This is a genomic window from Phormidium tenue FACHB-1050 (assembly GCF_014696925.1).
Classification (GTDB): Bacteria; Cyanobacteriota; Cyanobacteriia; order Pseudanabaenales; family Pseudanabaenaceae; genus Pseudanabaena.
Map to the genome: position 1 here is coordinate 48,617 of NZ_JACJQY010000001.1, position 19,585 is coordinate 68,201.

The 19,585-nt window shown below is 42.0% G+C and carries 18 protein-coding genes; 10 read left to right on the forward strand and 8 right to left on the reverse strand.

Translation table 11 applies throughout. The features are described from left to right. Positions 1-34: 34 nt before the first annotated feature. On the reverse strand, positions 35-556 hold the full coding sequence (locus H6G05_RS00230; RefSeq protein WP_190575249.1) for an adenine phosphoribosyltransferase: 522 nt from the start codon (positions 554-556) through the stop codon (positions 35-37). A gap of 312 nt (positions 557-868) precedes the next feature. Here H6G05_RS00230 and hpxO point away from each other — a divergent pair, with 312 nt between their 5' ends. The 4 genes from hpxO to atzD all read left to right on the forward strand — a co-directional run bounded on the left by hpxO (position 869) and on the right by atzD (position 4,681). Continuing rightward, positions 869-2,074 (forward strand): FAD-dependent urate hydroxylase HpxO, encoded by a 1,206-nt coding sequence (gene hpxO / locus H6G05_RS00235; RefSeq protein ID WP_322096300.1) that lies wholly within the window; start codon positions 869-871, stop codon positions 2,072-2,074. Beyond that, positions 2,071-2,580 (forward strand): 2-oxo-4-hydroxy-4-carboxy-5-ureidoimidazoline decarboxylase, encoded by a 510-nt coding sequence (gene uraD / locus H6G05_RS00240; RefSeq protein ID WP_242025164.1) that lies wholly within the window; start codon positions 2,071-2,073, stop codon positions 2,578-2,580. Before hpxO ends, uraD begins: the two co-directional genes overlap by 4 nt. Before the next feature lie 72 nt (positions 2,581-2,652). After that, positions 2,653-3,555, forward strand: a complete 903-nt coding sequence (gene puuE, locus H6G05_RS00245) for an allantoinase PuuE (protein ID WP_190575251.1) — start codon at positions 2,653-2,655, stop codon at positions 3,553-3,555. 55 nt (positions 3,556-3,610) lie between these two features. Then, positions 3,611-4,681, forward strand: a complete 1,071-nt coding sequence (gene atzD, locus H6G05_RS00250) for a cyanuric acid amidohydrolase (RefSeq protein ID WP_190575253.1) — start codon at positions 3,611-3,613, stop codon at positions 4,679-4,681. 34 nt (positions 4,682-4,715) lie between these two features. On the opposite strand, the gene H6G05_RS00255 is transcribed toward atzD, so the two are convergent. Beyond that, positions 4,716-5,108: a gamma-glutamylcyclotransferase family protein gene (locus H6G05_RS00255; RefSeq protein WP_190575255.1), complete on the reverse strand. Its 393-nt coding sequence runs from the start codon at positions 5,106-5,108 to the stop codon at positions 4,716-4,718. A gap of 193 nt (positions 5,109-5,301) precedes the next feature. Here H6G05_RS00255 and uraH point away from each other — a divergent pair, with 193 nt between their 5' ends. Together uraH and H6G05_RS00265 are read left to right on the forward strand one after the other, a co-directional pair. Beyond that, on the forward strand, positions 5,302-5,661 hold the full coding sequence (gene uraH / locus H6G05_RS00260; RefSeq protein WP_094534406.1) for a hydroxyisourate hydrolase: 360 nt from the start codon (positions 5,302-5,304) through the stop codon (positions 5,659-5,661). A 189-nt stretch (positions 5,662-5,850) separates the two neighbouring features. Further along, positions 5,851-7,752 carry an iron uptake porin gene (locus H6G05_RS00265; protein WP_242025165.1) on the forward strand — a complete coding sequence of 634 codons (1,902 nt, stop codon included), beginning with the start codon at positions 5,851-5,853 and terminating at the stop codon, positions 7,750-7,752. A gap of 45 nt (positions 7,753-7,797) precedes the next feature. On the opposite strand, the gene H6G05_RS00270 is transcribed toward H6G05_RS00265, so the two are convergent. The 3 genes from H6G05_RS00270 to H6G05_RS00280 all read right to left on the reverse strand — a co-directional run bounded on the left by H6G05_RS00270 (position 7,798) and on the right by H6G05_RS00280 (position 9,398). Further along, complete coding sequence (locus tag H6G05_RS00270) at positions 7,798-8,424, reverse strand: ATP-binding protein (RefSeq protein ID WP_190575257.1); 627 nt, start codon at positions 8,422-8,424, stop codon at positions 7,798-7,800. 63 nt (positions 8,425-8,487) lie between these two features. Further along, the gene (locus tag H6G05_RS00275) at positions 8,488-8,676 is read right to left on the reverse strand and encodes a hypothetical protein (RefSeq protein ID WP_190575259.1); all 189 of its coding nucleotides are present in this window, start codon (positions 8,674-8,676) and stop codon (positions 8,488-8,490) included. A 248-nt stretch (positions 8,677-8,924) separates the two neighbouring features. Continuing rightward, positions 8,925-9,398, reverse strand: coding sequence for a hypothetical protein (locus H6G05_RS00280; protein WP_190575261.1), 474 nt, complete (start codon positions 9,396-9,398; stop codon positions 8,925-8,927). Positions 9,399-10,118: 720 nt separating this feature from the next. On the opposite strand from H6G05_RS00280, the gene H6G05_RS00285 reads away from it, so the two are divergent. Continuing rightward, positions 10,119-12,071, forward strand: coding sequence for an alpha-amylase family glycosyl hydrolase (locus tag H6G05_RS00285; RefSeq protein ID WP_190575263.1), 1,953 nt, complete (start codon positions 10,119-10,121; stop codon positions 12,069-12,071). A gap of 129 nt (positions 12,072-12,200) precedes the next feature. Here the strand turns inward: H6G05_RS00285 and H6G05_RS00290 are convergent, their stop codons facing one another. The 3 genes from H6G05_RS00290 to H6G05_RS25755 all read right to left on the reverse strand — a co-directional run bounded on the left by H6G05_RS00290 (position 12,201) and on the right by H6G05_RS25755 (position 17,318). Then, positions 12,201-13,130, reverse strand: a complete 930-nt coding sequence (locus H6G05_RS00290; RefSeq protein WP_190575265.1) for an EAL domain-containing protein — start codon at positions 13,128-13,130, stop codon at positions 12,201-12,203. Positions 13,131-13,369: 239 nt separating this feature from the next. After that, the gene (thrC, locus tag H6G05_RS00295) at positions 13,370-14,677 is read right to left on the reverse strand and encodes a threonine synthase (protein WP_094536083.1); all 1,308 of its coding nucleotides are present in this window, start codon (positions 14,675-14,677) and stop codon (positions 13,370-13,372) included. Positions 14,678-14,921: 244 nt separating this feature from the next. Then, positions 14,922-17,318, reverse strand: a complete 2,397-nt coding sequence (locus tag H6G05_RS25755) for a GH36-type glycosyl hydrolase domain-containing protein (protein ID WP_190575267.1) — start codon at positions 17,316-17,318, stop codon at positions 14,922-14,924. 133 nt (positions 17,319-17,451) lie between these two features. Here H6G05_RS25755 and H6G05_RS00305 point away from each other — a divergent pair, with 133 nt between their 5' ends. The 3 genes from H6G05_RS00305 to recF are packed head-to-tail and all read left to right on the forward strand — an operon-like array spanning position 17,452 to position 19,581. After that, complete coding sequence (locus H6G05_RS00305; protein ID WP_190575269.1) at positions 17,452-18,015, forward strand: EndoU domain-containing protein; 564 nt, start codon at positions 17,452-17,454, stop codon at positions 18,013-18,015. 53 nt (positions 18,016-18,068) lie between these two features. Next, positions 18,069-18,395 (forward strand): YacL family protein, encoded by a 327-nt coding sequence (locus tag H6G05_RS00310; RefSeq protein WP_190575271.1) that lies wholly within the window; start codon positions 18,069-18,071, stop codon positions 18,393-18,395. Positions 18,396-18,450: 55 nt separating this feature from the next. Beyond that, positions 18,451-19,581 carry a DNA replication/repair protein RecF gene (recF, locus tag H6G05_RS00315; protein WP_190575273.1) on the forward strand — a complete coding sequence of 377 codons (1,131 nt, stop codon included), beginning with the start codon at positions 18,451-18,453 and terminating at the stop codon, positions 19,579-19,581. Positions 19,582-19,585 lie beyond the last annotated feature (4 nt).

The following is a 19,585-nucleotide window of genomic DNA, read 5'->3' on the forward strand; positions in this document are numbered from 1 at the left end:
ATCGCGCCTTGGCGCGATCGCTTAATTTATGACACTAATAATTGACTAGCGAAACAATGGGAACTTCTGGTAAAGCTTTCCTACCATTGAGAAAATCTAGCTCGATCAAAAATCCATACCCGATCAATTCTGCACCCGCTTGCTGAATCAACTTTGCAGTTGCCGCCGCAGTCCCACCTGTAGCAATTACGTCATCAATAATGATTACTCTCTCACCTGCGGCGATCGCATCTTGATGCATCTCTAATGTATCAGTTCCATATTCCAAAGAATATTCAACCCGAAATACTGCTGATGGTAACTTTTTCGGTTTACGGACTGGCACAAAGCTACAACCCAAAGACATTGCAAGCGCTGCGCCAAGGATGAATCCCCTCGACTCAATCCCGACAATGCAATCAATCTCCCCAATATTCAATTCTGCAAATTTTGTTTTAAAGTCTTGGATAATTGCGGTTAAGCCATCACGATGAGCTAACAATGGCGTAATATCTCGAAAAATGATACCTTGCTGTGGAAAATCAGGTATATCGCGAATAATGCTTTTAAAGTCCATAGAATATTTGACCATCGTCGATCGCTAGAGAACTTCACAATCTTATCTGTATCCGCGATCGCATTGAACACAACAATATTGCGGTTTGATAACCTACAGCAATGTAAGTTTTGCTTAGGACATTAAACCCAAAAGATGAGTGGCGGCGCGAAGCGCCGCCACTCATCTTTTGGGTTTTGATTTTTGTCCGAGCTATCTCTTACATTGCCATATCTCTAAGTAGAGGTGGCTCTTTGTGTATTAAATGAGAGACAGTGCAAAGCACTGTCTCTCATTTTCCTTTGAAATTTTGATGTGCATCAAAAAATGTGCATGTATACTGTATACAAAATATATGGGTTTGTTGCGATGTATGGCTTAAAAGCAATTGTCATCGGTGCGGGTATTGGTGGTCTCACCACAGGACTCGCCTTGCGACAAGCTGGGTATGAAGTAGAAATCTACGATCGGGTAAGGGATCTGCGTCCAATTGGGGCAGGGATCTCGCTCTGGTCTAACGGAGTCAAAGTCCTCAATCGTCTTGGCTTAAGTCAACAGCTAGCAGCAATTGGCGGACAAATGCATTACATGGAATACCGTAATCTTTCGGGAAATGTCCTCAATCATATTTCCTTGCAACCGTTAGTCGAAGAAGTTGGGCAGCGTCCCTATCCTGTGGCAAGGCGAGACTTGCAAAATGTTTTGTTAGAAGCCTTTGAGTCTGCGGGTGGTAAGTTAACCCTTGGCACTAAATGTATCGGAATTCTCGATGGATTTCGTGATGTCACAGCAAAATTTGAAGATGGCAGCACTGCCAAAGGCGATCTACTGGTAGCAGCCGACGGAGTGCGCTCTCTCCTCCGTCAGTATATTCTCGGCGAAACTGTTGAACCAAAATACGCTGGCTATGTCAATTGGAATGGCTTAGTTCCCATTAGTACAGATCTTGCCGCAGCAGATACTTGGTCAATTTATGTGGGAGAAAATAAACGCGCTTCGCTGATGCCATTAGCTGGCAATCGCTTCTATTTCTTTTTTGATGTGCCATTACCCAAGGGAACAGTGAATAATATTGCTAACTATAGAAATGAATTAAAAGAACATTTCCAAGGTTGGGCAAAACCAGTACAGCTACTAATTGATCGTCTTGAACCTGAATCCGTGGCTCGTTTAGAAATTCATGATGTAGGACCAATCTCCAAGATCGTCAAAGGTCGAGTGGCACTACTGGGTGATGCAGCTCATGCGACTTGTCCCGATCTTGGTCAGGGTGGATGCCAAGCGATCGAAGATGGTTGGGTGTTAGCTAATTATTTGTCCTCCACAAATTTGAGTGTTCCCGATGCCCTAAGACGCTATGAAATAGAACGCAAGGTTCGCACCACTGAAATTGTGAACAAAGCACGTAATCGGGCGGAAACAATTCACGGTAAAGATCCTGAAGTTACCCAAAAGTGGTATGACCAACTCGCCCAAGAAAATCCTTTAGATGTCACCAAAGCGATCGCCAAAATTATTAGTGGAGGACCCTTACATTGAGTAATTCAAGTTATACGATCGCGATGCTCAATCAGATGAGCCAATCAGAATTTACCGAAGCGATCGGTTCGATCTTTGAACATACCCCAGAAATAGCCGCCGAAGCATGGCGATCGCGTCCTTTTGATGATGTCCAGAATTTGCATCAAATCATGGCAGCGATCGTTTTGAAAATGAGTGATGCTGAGAAATTAAAGTTGATTTGCGCTCACCCCGATCTGGGCAGTAAGTTCAAAATGGCAGAAGCTTCTGTACAGGAGCAGTCCACCGTCGGACTTGATCAACTCTCCGCCGCAGAATACGATCGCTTTCAAAATCTTAATCAAGCCTATAAAGAGAAGTTCTCATTCCCTTTTATTATTGCTGTTCGCAACAATACCAAAGATAGTATTCTTGCAGCTTTTGAACAAAGACTTCAGAACAATTTAGAAGTAGAAAAACAACAAGCGATCGCGGAAATTATCGAAATTGCCAGATGGCGGTTAGTTTTGGCAGTTAAAAATTAGTAGGGGCAATTCATGAATTGCCCCTACTAATTTTTAACTGCTTAGTAACTCTATTAATCCTTTACAAATCCTATGACATACCCAAGAGACATGATTGGCTACGGGCGATTTGTTCCCGATGCGAAATGGAAAGATAACGCTCGTGTTGCTGTCCAGTTTGTGATTAATTATGAAGAAGGAGGCGAAACTTGTATCCTGCATGGAGACAGTGCATCTGAAACTTTTCTGTCAGAAATTGTGGGTGCAGTTCCCTTTAATGGATTGCGCCATATGAATATGGAGTCTTGCTATGAATATGGTAGTCGTGCAGGATTTTGGCGATTGTATCGGATGTTTTGCGATCGCAATATTCCTGTAACTATTTACGGTATTGCGATGGCTCTCGCTCGTAATCCTGAAGCCGTCGCCGCCATGCTGGAGGCAGATTGGGAAATTGCTAGTCATGGCTATCGTTGGATTGATTACAAATATTTTTCGCCTGAACAAGAGCGCGAACATTTACAAAAGGCGATCGCTATTCATACACAAGTAACAGGAGAACGCCCCCTCGGTTGGTATACGGGGCGCACTAGTGAGCATACACGTCGTTTAGTTGTGGAAGAAGGTGGATTTCTCTATGATTCCGATAGCTATGCCGATGATCTTCCCTATTGGAATTATGAATATGGTAAACCGCATCTAGTTATTCCCTATACCCTCGACAATAACGATATGCGCTTTGCTACGCCCCAAGGCTTTAATTCAGGGGATCAGTTCTTTGCCTATTTGCGTGATGCCTTTGATGTTCTCTACGCTGAAGGCGACGCATCACCAAAAATGATGAGCATCGGTTTGCATTGCCGATTAGTCGGACGACCAGGGAGAGCAGCAGCACTGGCGAAATTTTTGGACTATGTGCAGAGTCATGATCGCGTTTGGCTCTGTCGGCGCATTGATATTGCTCATCATTGGCACAAGCACCATAAACCAGCCTAAGAATCGGCGGCGCAAAGCGCCGCCGCTGACGAAACCCTATCTCAAATAAAAAACAATGAAAGTTGATGTATATAAGCTTCCGCAAAATAGTCCTGATGATCTCACGGCTCTAGAAGCGGCGATCGCTTCAGGTAAAATTAATCCCCAGCAAATTGTGGCGATTATGGGGAAAACCGAAGGAAACGGCTGTGTTAACGATTTTACACGCGGTTTTGCAGTGCAAACTTTAAAGAACTATCTTGCGAATTTTGTAGGGCAGGAAAAATCGGCAGCAATTGTTTACGTCATGTCTGGGGGAACTGAGGGAGCCTTAAGCCCTCATTTAACAATTTTTACAAGTCAACCTTCATCGCCAGACACCCCAACCCGTATGGCTTTAACCTTGGGAGTGATTCATACCCGTGATTTTACCCCTGCGGAAATTGGCTCGTTAACAATGGTCAAAGAAGTTGCCCTAGCCGTGAATCAAGCGATCGCTGCCGCAGGAATTGCCAAAGATGATGTGCATTTTATCCAAATTAAATGTCCCCTTGTCACCAGTCGCGATCGCTTACTCGATGAAGATCACGATGCAAAATCAGTCAGTAAATCGATAACTAGCTATCAGTCAATGGGTTACTCTCGTGGAGCCTCAGCGCTAGGCGTAGCAGTGGCTTTAGGTGAAGTTCAGCTAGAAGATCTCACAGCAGCAGATATTTGCCAAAATTATGCTTTATATTCCACAGTTGCTTCCACATCCGCAGGGGTGGAGTTACGCAATTGTGAGATTTTGGTATTAGGGAATGCCCCAACATCCACTAGCAATTTTGTGATTGGTCATAGTGTGATGCAACATGCTCTAGATGCTCAAGCAGTTGTCAAGGCGATCGCCTCCACAGGGCAAACAAGCGATCGGATCGTAAATATATTCGCCAAAGCTGAAGCTGATCCATCGGGAGAGCTTTTGGGCAGAAGACACACAATGATGGATGACTCCGATATCAACCATACGCGCATGGCAAGGGCTGTAGTTGGCGCAGTAGTGGCTTCTATCGTGCAAGATCCGATGGTTTATGTTTCAGGAGGTGCTGAACATCAAGGACCTTCAGGTGGGGGGCCAGTTGCCGCGATCGCTCGCATAGATTAAGAAAAGGGTTCGCTTCGCGAACCCTTTTCTTAATCTATGCATTTTTATAAGCAGCCCATCCACCAAGATGAGAGATATCTTTCCAATTAAACTTCTCAATTAATTCTTGAGGATAGAGAAAAGCCGTTAAAACCTCTCCATCTTCTAAATAAACATCCGCAGGGTACATATTTGGCGGTTCATTACTGGCGAGATAGTCAAATTCATCAGCTTGCATCTCATAGACTTCTCCAGGGATTGAAATTCCACCTGTTTCTACTTCATAAATCGCAGGATGCCAGCCGTCGCCAGCCGAATGAAGTCGATAGCGAGTTTGGGTGTTTGCTGGACGGATAAACTTTGCGCCTTGCAAATTCCCATGATCAGGCTGTCCGCGTAGAGCCGAACCACAAATAAATACTCGTCTTGTCCCGTTGGATACTGTCATAAATAGAGCTGATGAATTTGTAGATTAATTTTAGTCCCAAATGATTTGAGAGAGTTCGCCCCGTCGGGGCGAACTCTCTCAAATCATTTGGGCTTGCTATACAAGTCTAGTGTATACAGTATACGCTTGTGAAGTAGAATATTTTAATAAGTGGCGCGAAGCGCCACTTATTAAAATAGTGATTTGTGAAATTATGTCTGGGAAACTTTCAACTCACGTCCTTGATACAGTGCATGGATGTCCCGCCAGAAATATGGAGATTGAACTATGGGCGATCGCTAGCATTGGTCAAAAACAATTAGTCAAAACTTTATATACCAACAATGATGGTAGAACAGATGAACTTTTGTTAAATGAAAATGAGATTAAAGTTGGTATATACGAAATTTGTTTTTACGTTAGCGACTACTTTAAAGGCTATGCTCTATCTCTACCTCAGCCTAGTTTTTTGACAGTTGTTCCTGTGCGATTTGGTATTGCTGATGCAAGCGATCGCTACCATGTGCCTCTGCTAGTCTCACCTTGGGCTTATAGCACTTATCGTGGTAGTTAGTTCTTTTGTGGAGTGGCGAAGCTACCACAGAAAAATTTGAGCTTTGTTAATGGGTGAATTCTTTGTAATCTGCAATACAGAAAGCGATCGCAAATCTAAAGTTTAATCGCAGTAATTTGGATACTGTATACAGTATCCAAATTACTGCGATTTTCCGTTTCGTCGCTCATGTAATTGGTTTGAGGAGTTATGTCAAAGGCTTTCAATAGTTCGCTTTCATGTCTAGCGATGTTTGTCGCGCTATCTAGTTTGTACGAGGCTCCTGCAAAAGCTGCGCCTCAAGCTTCAGATAATTTACCTAAAGATTCATCAACTAATTTATCGACAGCAAATTTATCAGCAAGTACCTCCCCAGAGGCTAACACATCGATTAGTAATTTAATTGATCGCCAAGAAAATGCTGTCAGTCTTCAACCCAGTTTGTCCACGGGTTCATCAGCTAGTAATTTAGAAGTGGATAAACTGGCAGAAACTACAGATGTTTCTCAAGTAACATCTGTTTCACAGCTATCTGATGTACGTCCAACTGATTGGGCTTTTACCGCTCTTCAATCCTTAGTAGAGCGTTATGGATGTATTGCAGGTTATCCAGACAGCACCTTTAGAGGTGGTAAATCTCTAGCAAGATACGAGTTTGCGGCTGGGCTAAATGCATGTTTGGATAAGATCAATGAAATCATTTCCGCAGGGCTAGCCGATAAAGTTTCTAAGGAAGATCTTGCCACTTTACAGAAACTTCAAGAAGAATTTGCTGCGGAATTGGCGACTCTCCGTGGTCGTGTGGATGCCCTTGATGCGAAAACAGCAAAGCTCGAAGCACAGCAGTTCTCAACAACAACTAAACTCAGTGGGTTAGCATTCTTTAACCTCACTGGAGCTACAGCATCTGCACCTGTCAGAGCTGAGCGTAGTTCAACGGCTCCCAATAATATCAATGCTGCACCAACTCGCACTGGTGATGTTCCAAGCATATCATTGAGAAGTAATCCAAACGTAACCTTTGGATATTATTTATTCCTTAATTTAACGACTTCTTTCACAGGCAAAGATGCCTTAGTTACCCAATTGGTAACAGGTAATGGTAACTCCCCTGCAAATAACTTTGCTTCGGCTGGCTTTACAAACTCTTGGGGAACTCCATTTCTTGATCAGACAGGTGTGCCAACAGCACCTGGGCTTCCTGGAGCAAACACCTTCAATATCCGTGAATTGTTTTACAGTTTCCCTGTGGCAAGTAATGTCAATGTCGCGATCGGTCCTCGTTTGAATTTCTATCGCTATTTTGACGGCAATCGTTTTACTAGTTTCTTAACAGGTGCAACCAGTTTTAACTCAAATGGAAGCACTTTATCGAATGCCGTTGATCGCGGATCAGGCGCTGTTGTAACTTGGACGATTAATCCGCAGTTTAGATTTACAGCAGGCTATCTTGGTGAAAACACAGAGTTTCTTAGTGCTCCTAACAATACCTCCAGCGATCCGCAAAAAGGACTATTTGGTGGAACCAATACTCTAAGTGCCGAGTTAGTCTATTCACCAAGTCGCGATGCTAACATTCGGTTCTTGTATACCCGATCCAATATTCAAGCTAATGGCGGTCGCATCAGTGGCGCAATTGCTGAACCTCTGCCATACGGTTTTGCTGATGATGGTCTGGGTGGTCCAATCAACAATGCTACAGCCGATACAATCATCTTGAATTTTGACTGGTTGGTTACTAAAGGCTTTGGGATCTTTGGTCGCTACTCATACGGTAGTACCAATATTTCGCCAACCACTATTGGGGTACAAGGTGGGAGCATTAATGTTAACGCATTTCAATTTGGTCTAGCTTTCCCTGATCTATTTAAAGAAAGTGCGCTGGCTGTACTTTCTTTTGTTGTGCCTCATAGCTACAGCAGCGGACGTAATTTCTTGCTCTCTGGTGGTGGTGATGGCGCTACTCAATACGATTTGGAGCTTTCTTACTACTATCCAATCAGCAAAAATATTGCGATCGTTCCTGCGTTCTACGCAATTTTCAATCCCAATAGTTTCTCAACTAACCCAACTGTATTTGTAGGCAATCTACGCACTCAGTTTAGTTTCTAACATCAAAACCTGTGGCACACGCGCAGCGTGTGCCATAGGTTTTGATTAGGATACTCTGGGCAAAGTAAAAGTAAACAGGATGCCCTGATCATCTCCAGATGTAACCAATAATTCACCGCGATTTTTTTCTGCAAATCGATGGCATAGTAATAATTCAACTCCCGCAATCATCTCGTCTATTGTAAATAATGTGATTGGTTTAGCGTCAATTTTGAAAAGTTGATGTAGCTTCTCTTTACTAATGCCAACTCCTGAGCTAGAGATAGATACTACCACCATGTTGGGAGTAACCTTAGAGGCAATCCTGACTATTTCATGTTCGTAGGAAAAACTTATTGCATTCGTCACCAAATTGTGAGCCATTGCATAAACCATATCTTGATCAGCATAGACGATCGCATCAAGATTTTGCTCAAAAACGATCTGTACTCCCTTCGGAGCGGCAATTTTGGCAATCATCGAAAGAGCTTCAGCAATGACCTCATCTAGCAGAAAAGAACTGGATGAGGTATTTATCCAATCTTTGTGCAGCGTTTGTTGAAATGATCTTTCTACCAAGTTTGCTGGAATTATTGAGTTTTGGCAATTACTCAGTAACGGATCTGATTCTGATAAAAATACACTCATTCCCGTTTTATCTTTTGCTTGTGTTTTAGGTGCGTCTGAAAGCATGTTAACTCCATCAAAATGAGGTGCTCCAAGGTATCTGAGCGGCGCTTTGCGCCGCCCAGATACTTAATAAACAGAAATCACTTTGCGTCCAATATTTTCCAGGAGATATTGAGCTTGACTGGCGGAGCGATCGCCAACAATTGCAGCTACTAAAAATCTGCCATTATTGACAGACTGTTCAAATCGTGATGCATCAGATTCCACATGGCTGGCATCCTCAGAATTAACAATTTTGTACTCAGTTCGCATCATTATCAGTTCTCTCCAAAAACATTAAGATTGAGATATTCACTTTCCAGCGTAAAAATGACTTGAAACCCATATTGCAAAGTAAGAGCAATTCGTGAATTGCTCTTACTTTGCGTTCTTTTGCATAAAGCCTTAAAGTAAGGCAATTTGCAAATTCACAAAAAAAGTCGGGGATCTATGTATTTATAGTTTTCTTTTGATAACCTACTTAGTTACAGGATGGGGCAGCGCAAAGCCCCGACTATACAGTTTCAGTTCTCTTGAAGGGAATGCCCAGCTTTTTCTAAAACATGCTGTGCTTGACTAGCTTCGCGATCATCGCCAATCTCGATCACCAAAAATTTGCCATTCTCACAGGCTTCTACAAATTTTGAAACTGCATAATCGCTAATTCCCAATTTGATTAAAGCCCCAGCCAATCCACCTTCCGCCATAAGGGTCTTCCAAGTGATCATGTTGCCAGACCCTTGATAGTTTTTAGCAACAATCGAAATATTCGTCGATCGCAAACCTTTTTGTTCCATTTCCAACACAGCACTTTTAGCTTCTTCTTCAGAATCAAAGATATCAACTACAGTCACTCTTTCAGTCATTTTAGATAAAGAGTTGCCATCTTCTTCATACATTTCTGGCTCGATCGCATAGTTATTTAGCAAGCCTTCGTTATCGACAGTGTGACCATGAGCCTTGTTGATCTCATCAGGCATAGTTGTGAGTGTAGTCATGGATTCTTTCCTCAAGGTTTCTATAACTAACTTCCCAACCCAACGATTGACTTGATATATGGGATCTCCAAGTTGTTTGATTTTGTTACAAAACTTGATTTTAGAACCTTGTTTGGGAAATTTACTGATTTAGCTGTCGCCAAGTGTATGAGGACATAAAACCCAAGAAGAGAATGGAGGCGCGAAGCGCCGCCATTCTCTTCTTGGGTTTTGCTTTTGTCCTAACACAATCGACGGCAGCTATAATACCAATTCACGAAAGTGTGACTACACTTTCGTGAATTAAAAGCCAAATCCCGTAAGGGTTTTAAAAACACAAAATAGCTACGCCTTTTTGTGTTTTGGTATTAGTCCTATGCCTTCGATTTTGGTCGCCCGTGTCTATGTTGATATACAGCAATGTAAGAGATAGCTCGGACAAAAATCAAAACCCAAAAGATGAGTGGCGGCGCTTCGCGCCGCCACTCATCTTTTGGGTTTAATGTCCTAAGCAAAACTTACATTGCTATAGTTACTTAATCTCAACAACAACCAAAGGAACAAGGGAATATCCACAGTTTATATTTAGCTCGTGGCATTTTTTGCCATGAATGGAAACTATAGCGCAGGAATTTTGGTGGGAATTGTCCATTATTATCTAGACAATCAAAGATGGATAGAATGATGTGTCGCTAAAAGCGTGACACACATTCTATAAGCAAACATACTTTAGGAAAATCCATGTACGAACAAATCTCTCATTCCCTTTTAAATTCTATCCTTGACGATTTAAAGCCTGAAATTCGCCGTCAAGACTTGCGACATTTTTATACGAGGTTGGGAGCAAATTTTTATGCAATCCATTCGCTATTTTATACGCTATACGGACATCGTAATGATTTTAAGTTGCAAATGTTGCGCCTAGTGGAAACAATGGCGAAGGGATATATTGATCGCTCTGCGGAATTGGAGCGATTGGATATTCTACGCGAACAGGATCACAACTGGTTTTTGTCTCAAAAGTGGGTGGGAATGGCGCTTTATTCCAATGGATTTGCTGATAATCTCAAGGATCTGGCCAGCAAATCCAGCTATTTCCAAGAATTAGGTATTAATTTAGTGCATATTATGCCCATTTTGAAATGTCCTGAAGGTAAAAGTGATGGAGGCTATGCCATCAGTGATTTTCGGCAAATTGATGAACGTGTTGGGGATCTAGAAGATATACGCCACATTGCCGCCGACTTCCGCAAACGCGATATTTTATTAGTTCTCGATATTGTTCTCAATCATACTTCTGATGAACATGAATGGGCTAAGAAAGCGATTAATGGCGATCGCCGCTTTCAGGACTATTACTATATTTTTGAAAGTCGAGAAATTCCTGATATGTTCGAGCAGAGTATGCCAGAGATATTTCCTGAAACTTCTCCCGGAAATTTTACTTGGAATCCTGAAATGCAGAAATGGGTAATGACAGTTTTCCATGATTATCAATGGGATTTGAACTACAGCAATCCTAATGTATTTATTGAGATGCTGGACATTATTCTGTTTTGGGCAAATCAAGGTGTGGATATTTTGCGGCTTGATGCGGTGGCTTTTTTATGGAAGAAGATCGGAACTTCCTGTCAAAATGAACGCAAAGCGCATTTGATTTTGCAGTTAATGAAGGACTGTTGCCAAGTAACTGCTCCAGGAGTGTTATTTATTGCTGAAGCGATCGTTGCACCTGTGGAAGTGATTAAATATTTTGGAGAAGATGCGATCGTTGCTAAAGAATGTGAAATTGCCTATAACGCTACTTTAATGGCTCTGCTCTGGGATAGCGTGGCAACTAAAAACACGAAACTTCTCAGTCAAGGGATTAAAAACCTGCCCAATAAACTGGAACGGGCGACTTGGCTAAATTATGTCCGCTGTCATGATGATATTGGGTTTGGTTTTGACGATAACGATATTCGCTTAGCGGGTTACGAACCCTATTCTCACAGACGCTTTTTAATTGATTACTTTAGCGGTAAGTTTGACGGCTCTGCTAGGGGACTAGAATTCATGCATAATGAAGCAACAGGAGATGGACGAATCTGTGGGTCATTAGCTTCTCTGGTCGGGCTAGAATCAGCTCTGGAGTCGGAAGACAAAAACTTGATTTCTACTGCTATTAATAGAATTCTCTTATTGCATGGAATCATTCTATCCTTTGGTGGAATTCCTTTAATTTATAACGGTGATGCGATCGGTGTGCTCAATGATTACAGCTTTACCGACGATCCTAGCAAAAGCAGTGATAATCGTTGGGTTCATCGTCCGAAAATTGATTGGGAAAAAGCCGAACTCCGCAAAAAACAAGGCACTGAACAATATGCGATCTTCACTGCCATGAAAAAAATGATTGCTATTCGCAAAGAGATCTCAGCCTTTGCCGATTTTAATAATCGTGAATTGCTGCAATTAGACAATGAACATTTGCTCGGTTTTATTCGGTTCGATCATCAGCGTCCATCCGAGAAAGTGTTGGTACTTGCCAATTTTGATGTAAATCCGCAATATTTAGACTTGTCAGCGTTAAGTAATAAGGGTTTTAGTGCTTATAGTCGATTTATCGATTTATATACTGGTAAAAAGCCATCTCAACATGATGAACGCATTGTTCTTAATGGTTATCAGTTCTGTTGGTTGACAGAAACATAAGTAGTTAAGCATAAGTAAACTTACCAGATTGCCGAGTCGCCCGCTATGCGGGCGACTCGATAATCTGGGTTAGGTTTTAATTATGGTGAGCTACTTACTTCTTTAGCACTACCGATTTGTTATTTGTAATCATTTTCCTTCAAAGATAGATTGCATAAAATCACTTATGACTTCCCACGCATGGATATTTGGGAAGATATCTATACCCATGAAACTTTTGATAATATATAATAAAACTACAACAGCAATAATTCGGATCAGCATTAAACCAATTAGCCCAAAGGTTTTAGGCTTTTCTTGAGGTCTACAAAGGGAATATCCCTGTACTCCTTTTATTCCTAGATTGTTGGCAAAGTTTAAAGCAAATTTATCATCAATCCCCTTAAGAACGCATTGCTTTTGGTAAATTTTACTCGTATAGGCGATCGCGGTTACTAGCTGTTTTTGGGCTAAAGATAGAGGTTGTCGAGCAAACCTGCGATCTAGTTTAATTATAGCTATGGGTAACTGTTGTAGTTCTAGTAAGGAAAAAAATCTACCCGTAAAATTGTCAATCACGATATCACAGCCCATCATCTGTAGTTCTGTAATAAATGGAAGCACCAGTGATTGTTTTTGAAAAAGGATTTCTTCTTCTATTTCAAAACTAATTCTTTTTGCAGCAACTTTATATTGATTGAACCATGCATAAAGTTGAGCTAGAAATTCCTGATCTACAAAAATTTCGTCAGATAAATTAATCGAGACTTTTATATTAGCTTGCTGAGATAATACAGCAATGGATTTTTCTACAACAATCCGATCTAACTGGTTGAGTAATTGAGTATCTTGGAGAGCAATTAATAATTCTTGCGGTTGTCGTAAACTACCTTGTTCGTCTCGCCAACGTACTAGCACTTCATTGTGTAATATCTTGCCTGTAGCCAACTCATAGACTGGTTGGAACCATAACTCAAACTTCTCTGCTTCCAACCGAATCTCTGGGAATTCTTCTGCTAATTGGAGATCGATATGAGCAGTAGTAAGGGGATTAAATTCAGGTTCCATAACTTCGATCATATAGCAAAAAAAGAGTTATACCAAAACCCAAAAAGCAAGTGGCGGCGCAAAGCGCCGCCACTTGCTTTTTGGGTTTTATACCAATTCACGAAAGTGTGGCAGCACTTTTGTGAATTGGTATAAAACCCAGTAAGGGTTTTAAAAACACAAAATGGCGTAGCCATTTTGTGTTTTGGTATTACGTCCTAAAAATAAGAGCAGTACATTGCACTGCTCTTATTTTTAGGACGTGAATAACACTAGACGGATACAGTTTGCCATTCGAGTTTATCTAAAGTGTGTGAACGCTCTAGCGCACGCTCGAAACTATCGAGTTTTGGCTCAATCAAGAATGGTTCGCCAACATAGCCTTGAATAGCTTCTTGAGTCTTCAAACCATTGCCTGTGATATAGACAACAGTGGTTTCTTCAGGGTCGATTTTGCCAGCTTCAACTAGCTTTTTGAGAACTGCGATCGTCGTACCGCCAGCAGTCTCGGTGAAGATACCTTCAGTTTCCGCAAGCAACTTCATGGCTTGGATGATTTCATCATCATTAACAGATTCGATGTTGCCATTGGTCTTGTGAGCAATGTCGATCGCGTAGATACCATCAGCAGGGTTGCCGATCGCCAAGCTCTTGGCAATTGTCTTAGGCTTAACAGGAGTGATAAAGTCGCGACCTTCTTTGTAAGCAGCAGCGATCGGTGAACAACCTTCAGCCTGTGCGCCACTGAATCGAACAGCTTTGTCATCGACTAAGCCAACCTTCACAAATTCATTGAAGCCTTTGTAAATCTTTGTGAATAGAGAGCCAGAAGCCAGAGGTGCAACGATGTGATCGGGCAACTTCCAGCCGAGTTGTTCGACAACCTCATAGGCAAGGGTCTTGGAACCTTCAGAGTAATAAGGACGCAGGTTGATATTGACAAATCCCCAACCATGAGTGTTGGCTACTTCTGAACAAAGACGATTTACTTGGTCGTAGTTACCATGTACTGAGAAAACCTTGGGATTGTAAATGGTTGTACCGAGAACTTTACCTGCTTCGAGGTCAGAGGGAATGAACACGCAACATTCTAGACCTGCATGGGCTGCGATCGCGGCGGTGGAGTTAGCAAGGTTGCCAGTACTAGCACAAGCAACGGTGGTGAAACCTAATTCACGGGCGCGGCTAAGCGCTACAGAAACTACGCGATCCTTGAAGCTCAAGGTGGGCATGTTGACAGCATCATTTTTGATGTAGAGATTTTTGATGCCGAGACGCTTTGCAAGGCGATTTGCTTTGATCAAAGGAGTCATGCCAGTGGATACATCGATATAGTCGTCAGTCTTGACTGGGAGGAAATCGCGATAGCGCCAGATTGAGAGGGGACCAGCTTGAATTGTTTCACGGCTGACTCTAGCGGCGATCGCATCATAGTTATAGGCAACCTCTAGGGGACCAAAGCATAGTTCACAAACATGCATCGCTTTGGCTTCATATTCTGCACCGCACTCTTTGCACTTGAGATTACTAAATGTATCAACGCGATCGCTGGTGTAAGGAGAAACAATCGTTGCAGTCATGTTCTTGGTTGCCCTTTGAATCAATAAAGGTGTTTGTTTTGATTTACTTATTGAAATGAACATTAACACAGGCATTAATTGTCGTCAAATATACCCGACTAATTTAATCGGGTATTGCTTTATTCGTTAAATTATCCCGTCATGCTGACAAAAAATGAGATGCGGCGTTTATCTCTGCATCTCATTTTTTGATGGTGAATAATTCCAGTCAGGTAGAGGTCGCTTTGCGATCTCTAGCTAGATCTTAAAGATGAACGGCGATCGCTATTTCATCGTCCTCATAGAGAGCCATATCGATGAAGTTACTTTCTACAACTTCACCATTGACTAGCATTTGTTTGACATCGCTATGATTAACTACTGTCAGCGAGAGCGTCTTACCGCGAAACTTGCGTTGTGCAGTAAAGCCCGACCATTCATTTGGAATTTTAGGATCGATAATCATGCCTGTGAAAGTAGGTTGAAATCCTAAAATGTAATCGATGCCAATGCGTAGCATCCATACTGCTGTACCTGTCAGCCATGAATGACTTGCCTGTCCTTGGGTTTCGTGATCTGGACTAGTCACATATTCAGGATAGACATAGGGTTCTGTTTCAAAGCGATCGCATTTATCATCAGTTGCCTGTGAGGAATTAATCGGCATCATCCGACGATAGATTTCCCATGCAAATTCGGTGTCACCATTGAGAAGCGAAGCGAGGACAAACCAAGATGAGGCATGGTTAAACACTGCGCCATTCTCTTTCTTCCCTGGCACACAACGACTAATTAACCCAACCGTATCATCAATTTCCGTAAATGAAGGAGCAACAATCTGCATCCCGAATGGTGTCGCCAGATATTCACGACTGCTTGCCATACAGCGATCGGCGCGATCCTTCGGGGCAAGTTCCGAAATTACTGCCCATGATTGGGCATTGACAAATATTTTGCCTTGACTTGCATTTGATACGCCAATTGGTTCGCCATTGTCACGAAAAGCACGTAAATACCATTCTCCATCCCAACAAATGTCATTAGTTACTTGACGCAGATGCTCATAGAATTTTTGGAATCTATTAATCGCATCACTATCTCCTTGATGTTCACAGACAGGCAGTGACTTATTCAACACATAGCCCAAGAAGAAAGCACCCCAAGTAGTTTCGCCCTTGCCTTGAGAGCCAACATGGTCGAGCGTATCATTCCAATCACCTGTAAAGATGCGGGGCATTCCTCGTTCGCCTGTGTTGGCGATCGCAAAGTCTAGCGCTCTTACCAAATGCTCATAAACTGTCCCTGAAGTATCATCATGGTAAGGAACTACTTCTTCTAAAATCGAGAAATCACCAGTTTCCTTGAGATATTCGACAATGCCAAAGGGAATCCAAAGCGGTGTGTCGGAATGATTGGTGCGTTCGCCTGTATTGGTTAGTACAAAATAATTATGTAGAGTGGATCCATCCTTAAATTGGAAGTTGAGTGCTTTAATCAATCTTTCGCGCACTTTTGCAGGATCAACCATCACTACACCGAGAATATCTTGGAAGCGATCGCGCATTCCCGTACCAAACAGTAATCCGCCGTGATAGTAGCCCGAATTTCGCGCCATATCAAAGGTAACTGCTGCCTGATACTGATTCCAGACATTAATCATGGCGTTAAATGCTGCATCTGGCGTTTGCACCTGCACACAGGATAAATGAGCATCCCATTTCTGTTTAAGCTGCTCAAACTGGCGATCAACAACTTCCATAATCTTGCCCCCCTTTACAAGGGGGGTAGGGGGGATCTCTTTCGGCGCAATCTCCAAAACAACCGCGAAATCAACAGAACTATTCGCCGCCAATGAGATCTTTGATTGCAAAGCTACCACAGGATCACCAGCCGTGATTTCTGTGTTTTTCATTACCCCTGTTTCTACAGCTACAGGGTTTGATTCCGATCGCCATCTGCCGATGAAAGTATCGAGACTACTATCAAAACCAGAAATCGGTAAACTCTGAGAAAAATAAATCTGATACTTCCAGTCAATATTTGGCTGCTTTACGGAAACGCCCTTATTCAACACCCAATAGCGGCGAGTGGCTACCAAGGCTTGCAAATCTTGATCAAAATGAATGTCCGTGAAATGCTTGTCATTCGGTTGATTAATTTGATCATTGAGAGCATTCCCCATCAGCAATTCCAAAAAGGAATAAACTTCTAAATCTCGCGTCTGTCCTGACAGTTCCGTTAATTTTACGCGCCAAACTTCAGCATTAGTATCAGTGGGAACGAAGTAAGTAATTTCCCCTCGAATTCCATTAATTTCGGTCGTGATTTTGGTATAGCCCTGTCCATGCCGACATTCATAGAAGTCATAGTTAAGATGAATTGTCGGCGACCAACTCAGTGACCAATACTTATCTGTAGCAGTATCTTTGATCATCACATAGCGACCAGGACGATCCCAAGGAAGGCAGTTATAACGCATCCGACTAATGCGGTTATCGCGGGGCGAATCCAAGAAGCTAAAGCCACCACCTGTATGGGAAATCAGCCCTGCATACTGGCTATTCCACATATAGTTAAACCAAGGGCGCGGGGTGCGCGGATTTGTAATCACAAATTCCCGATAATCTTCGGTGTAATAGCCGTATTGGTTTGCGATCGCCACAGTTTAAAATTTTCCTTCTTTGTATAATAATCATGTTTTACGATTAATTTGTGACCATAAAACATAACCAGATTGCGACATAGATTATCTCAATTTTTCACCCCAATTTTTTAGAGCAGTTTTAAATAAAACTATGACAAGTACAATGATCTCTAAATTAGTAGTTGGTTTAACTTCACTGGGTGCGATATTTAGCACTGTTTTTCTTAGTCCACAGGCAACTACTCCTCAAACTCAACTTTCTGTCCCAATAGTCCAGAACTTTAGCCCCACCACGATCGCTAAAGCTCCTATTGCTAAGGCGTTGACAATTAATAAAACTCACATTTTTCTTGGAGAAATTAATCGCCGAGGCTTAGCAGTTGGTTATCATCATCGTCTTAATGGCAAAGATGCCAATAATGCAAAAATGGTCAAAATTACAGGACTGCCAAATCAGCAAGGGGTTTACATCGGTCGTGTTGAGATTCGTAATCCTGCCAATGGTCAATGGGTTAGCAAAATTTCTAGTTCTTCTTTTTTCCCTGATCGCTGGTCTCAGGCTCAAGTTTTGTCAGAAATTAAAAGTGCTTTTAACTCAGCAAACAAATCTAAAGAACCTTGGCAAGGTACTTCAACCAGTGGGTTAAGAATTGAAGGTTATTATAATAAAGTGACAAATACAATTACCACGGCTTATCCCATTTACCGTAGGTAAGCGGAATGTACAAACCATCACATTCCTATTTACAGCATTTTCACTAGAGCATAATGATCAATATCAAATTCTATCGAGATGAAGAAGGCTACTTTCAAGCTGATACCGAACCTGAATATCAATTACTCGGTCAATACTTGCAATCAGAAATCCAAGGTGTTGCGGCTGTATGTGCGGAAATTTTAGCAATAATCCAAGAGATTGAGATCGGCGATCGCATTCATGCTGAAGGGATCGGTAATGCCTATGGGTTAAGACTTACCCCAAAAACTGCAAATATTTGGAGTGAGTACACAGAAACTGAACTAAGCTTAGAACTGCCTATTGCAGATTTTAAACAAGCTTTAGAGAGTTGTTACAAATTTTGCGATCGCTTCTAATCCCAATTCTGCGAAGTATAGCTATATTTTGCAAAATTAAGAAAAATACCCTGTAATGTACCTTAAATCTCTACATATCAAGCAGTTTCGCAATTACATCGATCAGGAAGTTAACTTTACAGCACCCAAAACGGTAATCGTGGGTAATAATGCTCAAGGGAAATCTAACTTACTCGAAGCAGTTTTGCTATTGGCAACTCTGCGATCGCATCGAGTTAGCAAGGATCGTGACTTAGTGCGTAATGGCGAAGTGATGGGGGAAATCACCGCAACTTGTCAGCGATCGCGCATACCTGAGGGCTACCCCATAGAATTATTGATGCGGCTGCGAGCTAGTGGCAAACGGACTCTCAATGTGAATGGAGTCAATCAAGCCAGATCTCTAGATTTTTTGGGAAATTTGAATGCGGTCATGTTTTCGAGTTTAGATTTGGACTTGGTGCGAGGGAGTCCTGAAAGTCGGCGCAATTGGTTGGATACAGTTTTGATTCAACTAGAGCCGATTTATATCAATCTTTTGCAACAATATAATCAAGTTTTGCGACAACGAAATGCATTATTAAAGTCAATCAAGCAGGGACAAATCACCTATGAACCTCAACAAATGGCGTTGTGGGATGCCCAATTAGTAACTGCGGGAACACGTTTGATTCGGAGGCGATCGCGGCTATTAGAGAGATTAACCCCGATCGCAAGGACTTGGCATCAAGCAATTAGCGGTGGTAGTGAGTATTTAGAGATTACTTATGTTCCCAAATTTACTTTTGCACCAATGGATACAGTGGAGCATATTCACCAAGCTTTTTTTGAGGCGATTTTGCATAAAGCCACCATTGAGCAACATCAAGGCTCAAGCTTAGTTGGTCCCCATCGTGATGAAGTTTCTCTGACAATTAATACGACCCCTGCGCGAGAATATGGCTCTCAAGGTCAACAGCGAACTTTAGTACTAGCACTAAAACTTGCTGAGTTAGAATTGCTAGAATCGGTAGTTGGAGAACCACCATTATTATTATTAGATGATGTCCTTGCTGAACTTGATCTCCAAAGGCAAGATCATCTGCTGAATGCGATTGGCGATCGTGTCCAGACAATTATTACGACTACACATCTTGGCTCATTTGATGCTCAATGGCTAAATTCTGCCCGAATTTTTCAAGTAGAAAATGGCAAAATTTTATCTTAAAAAA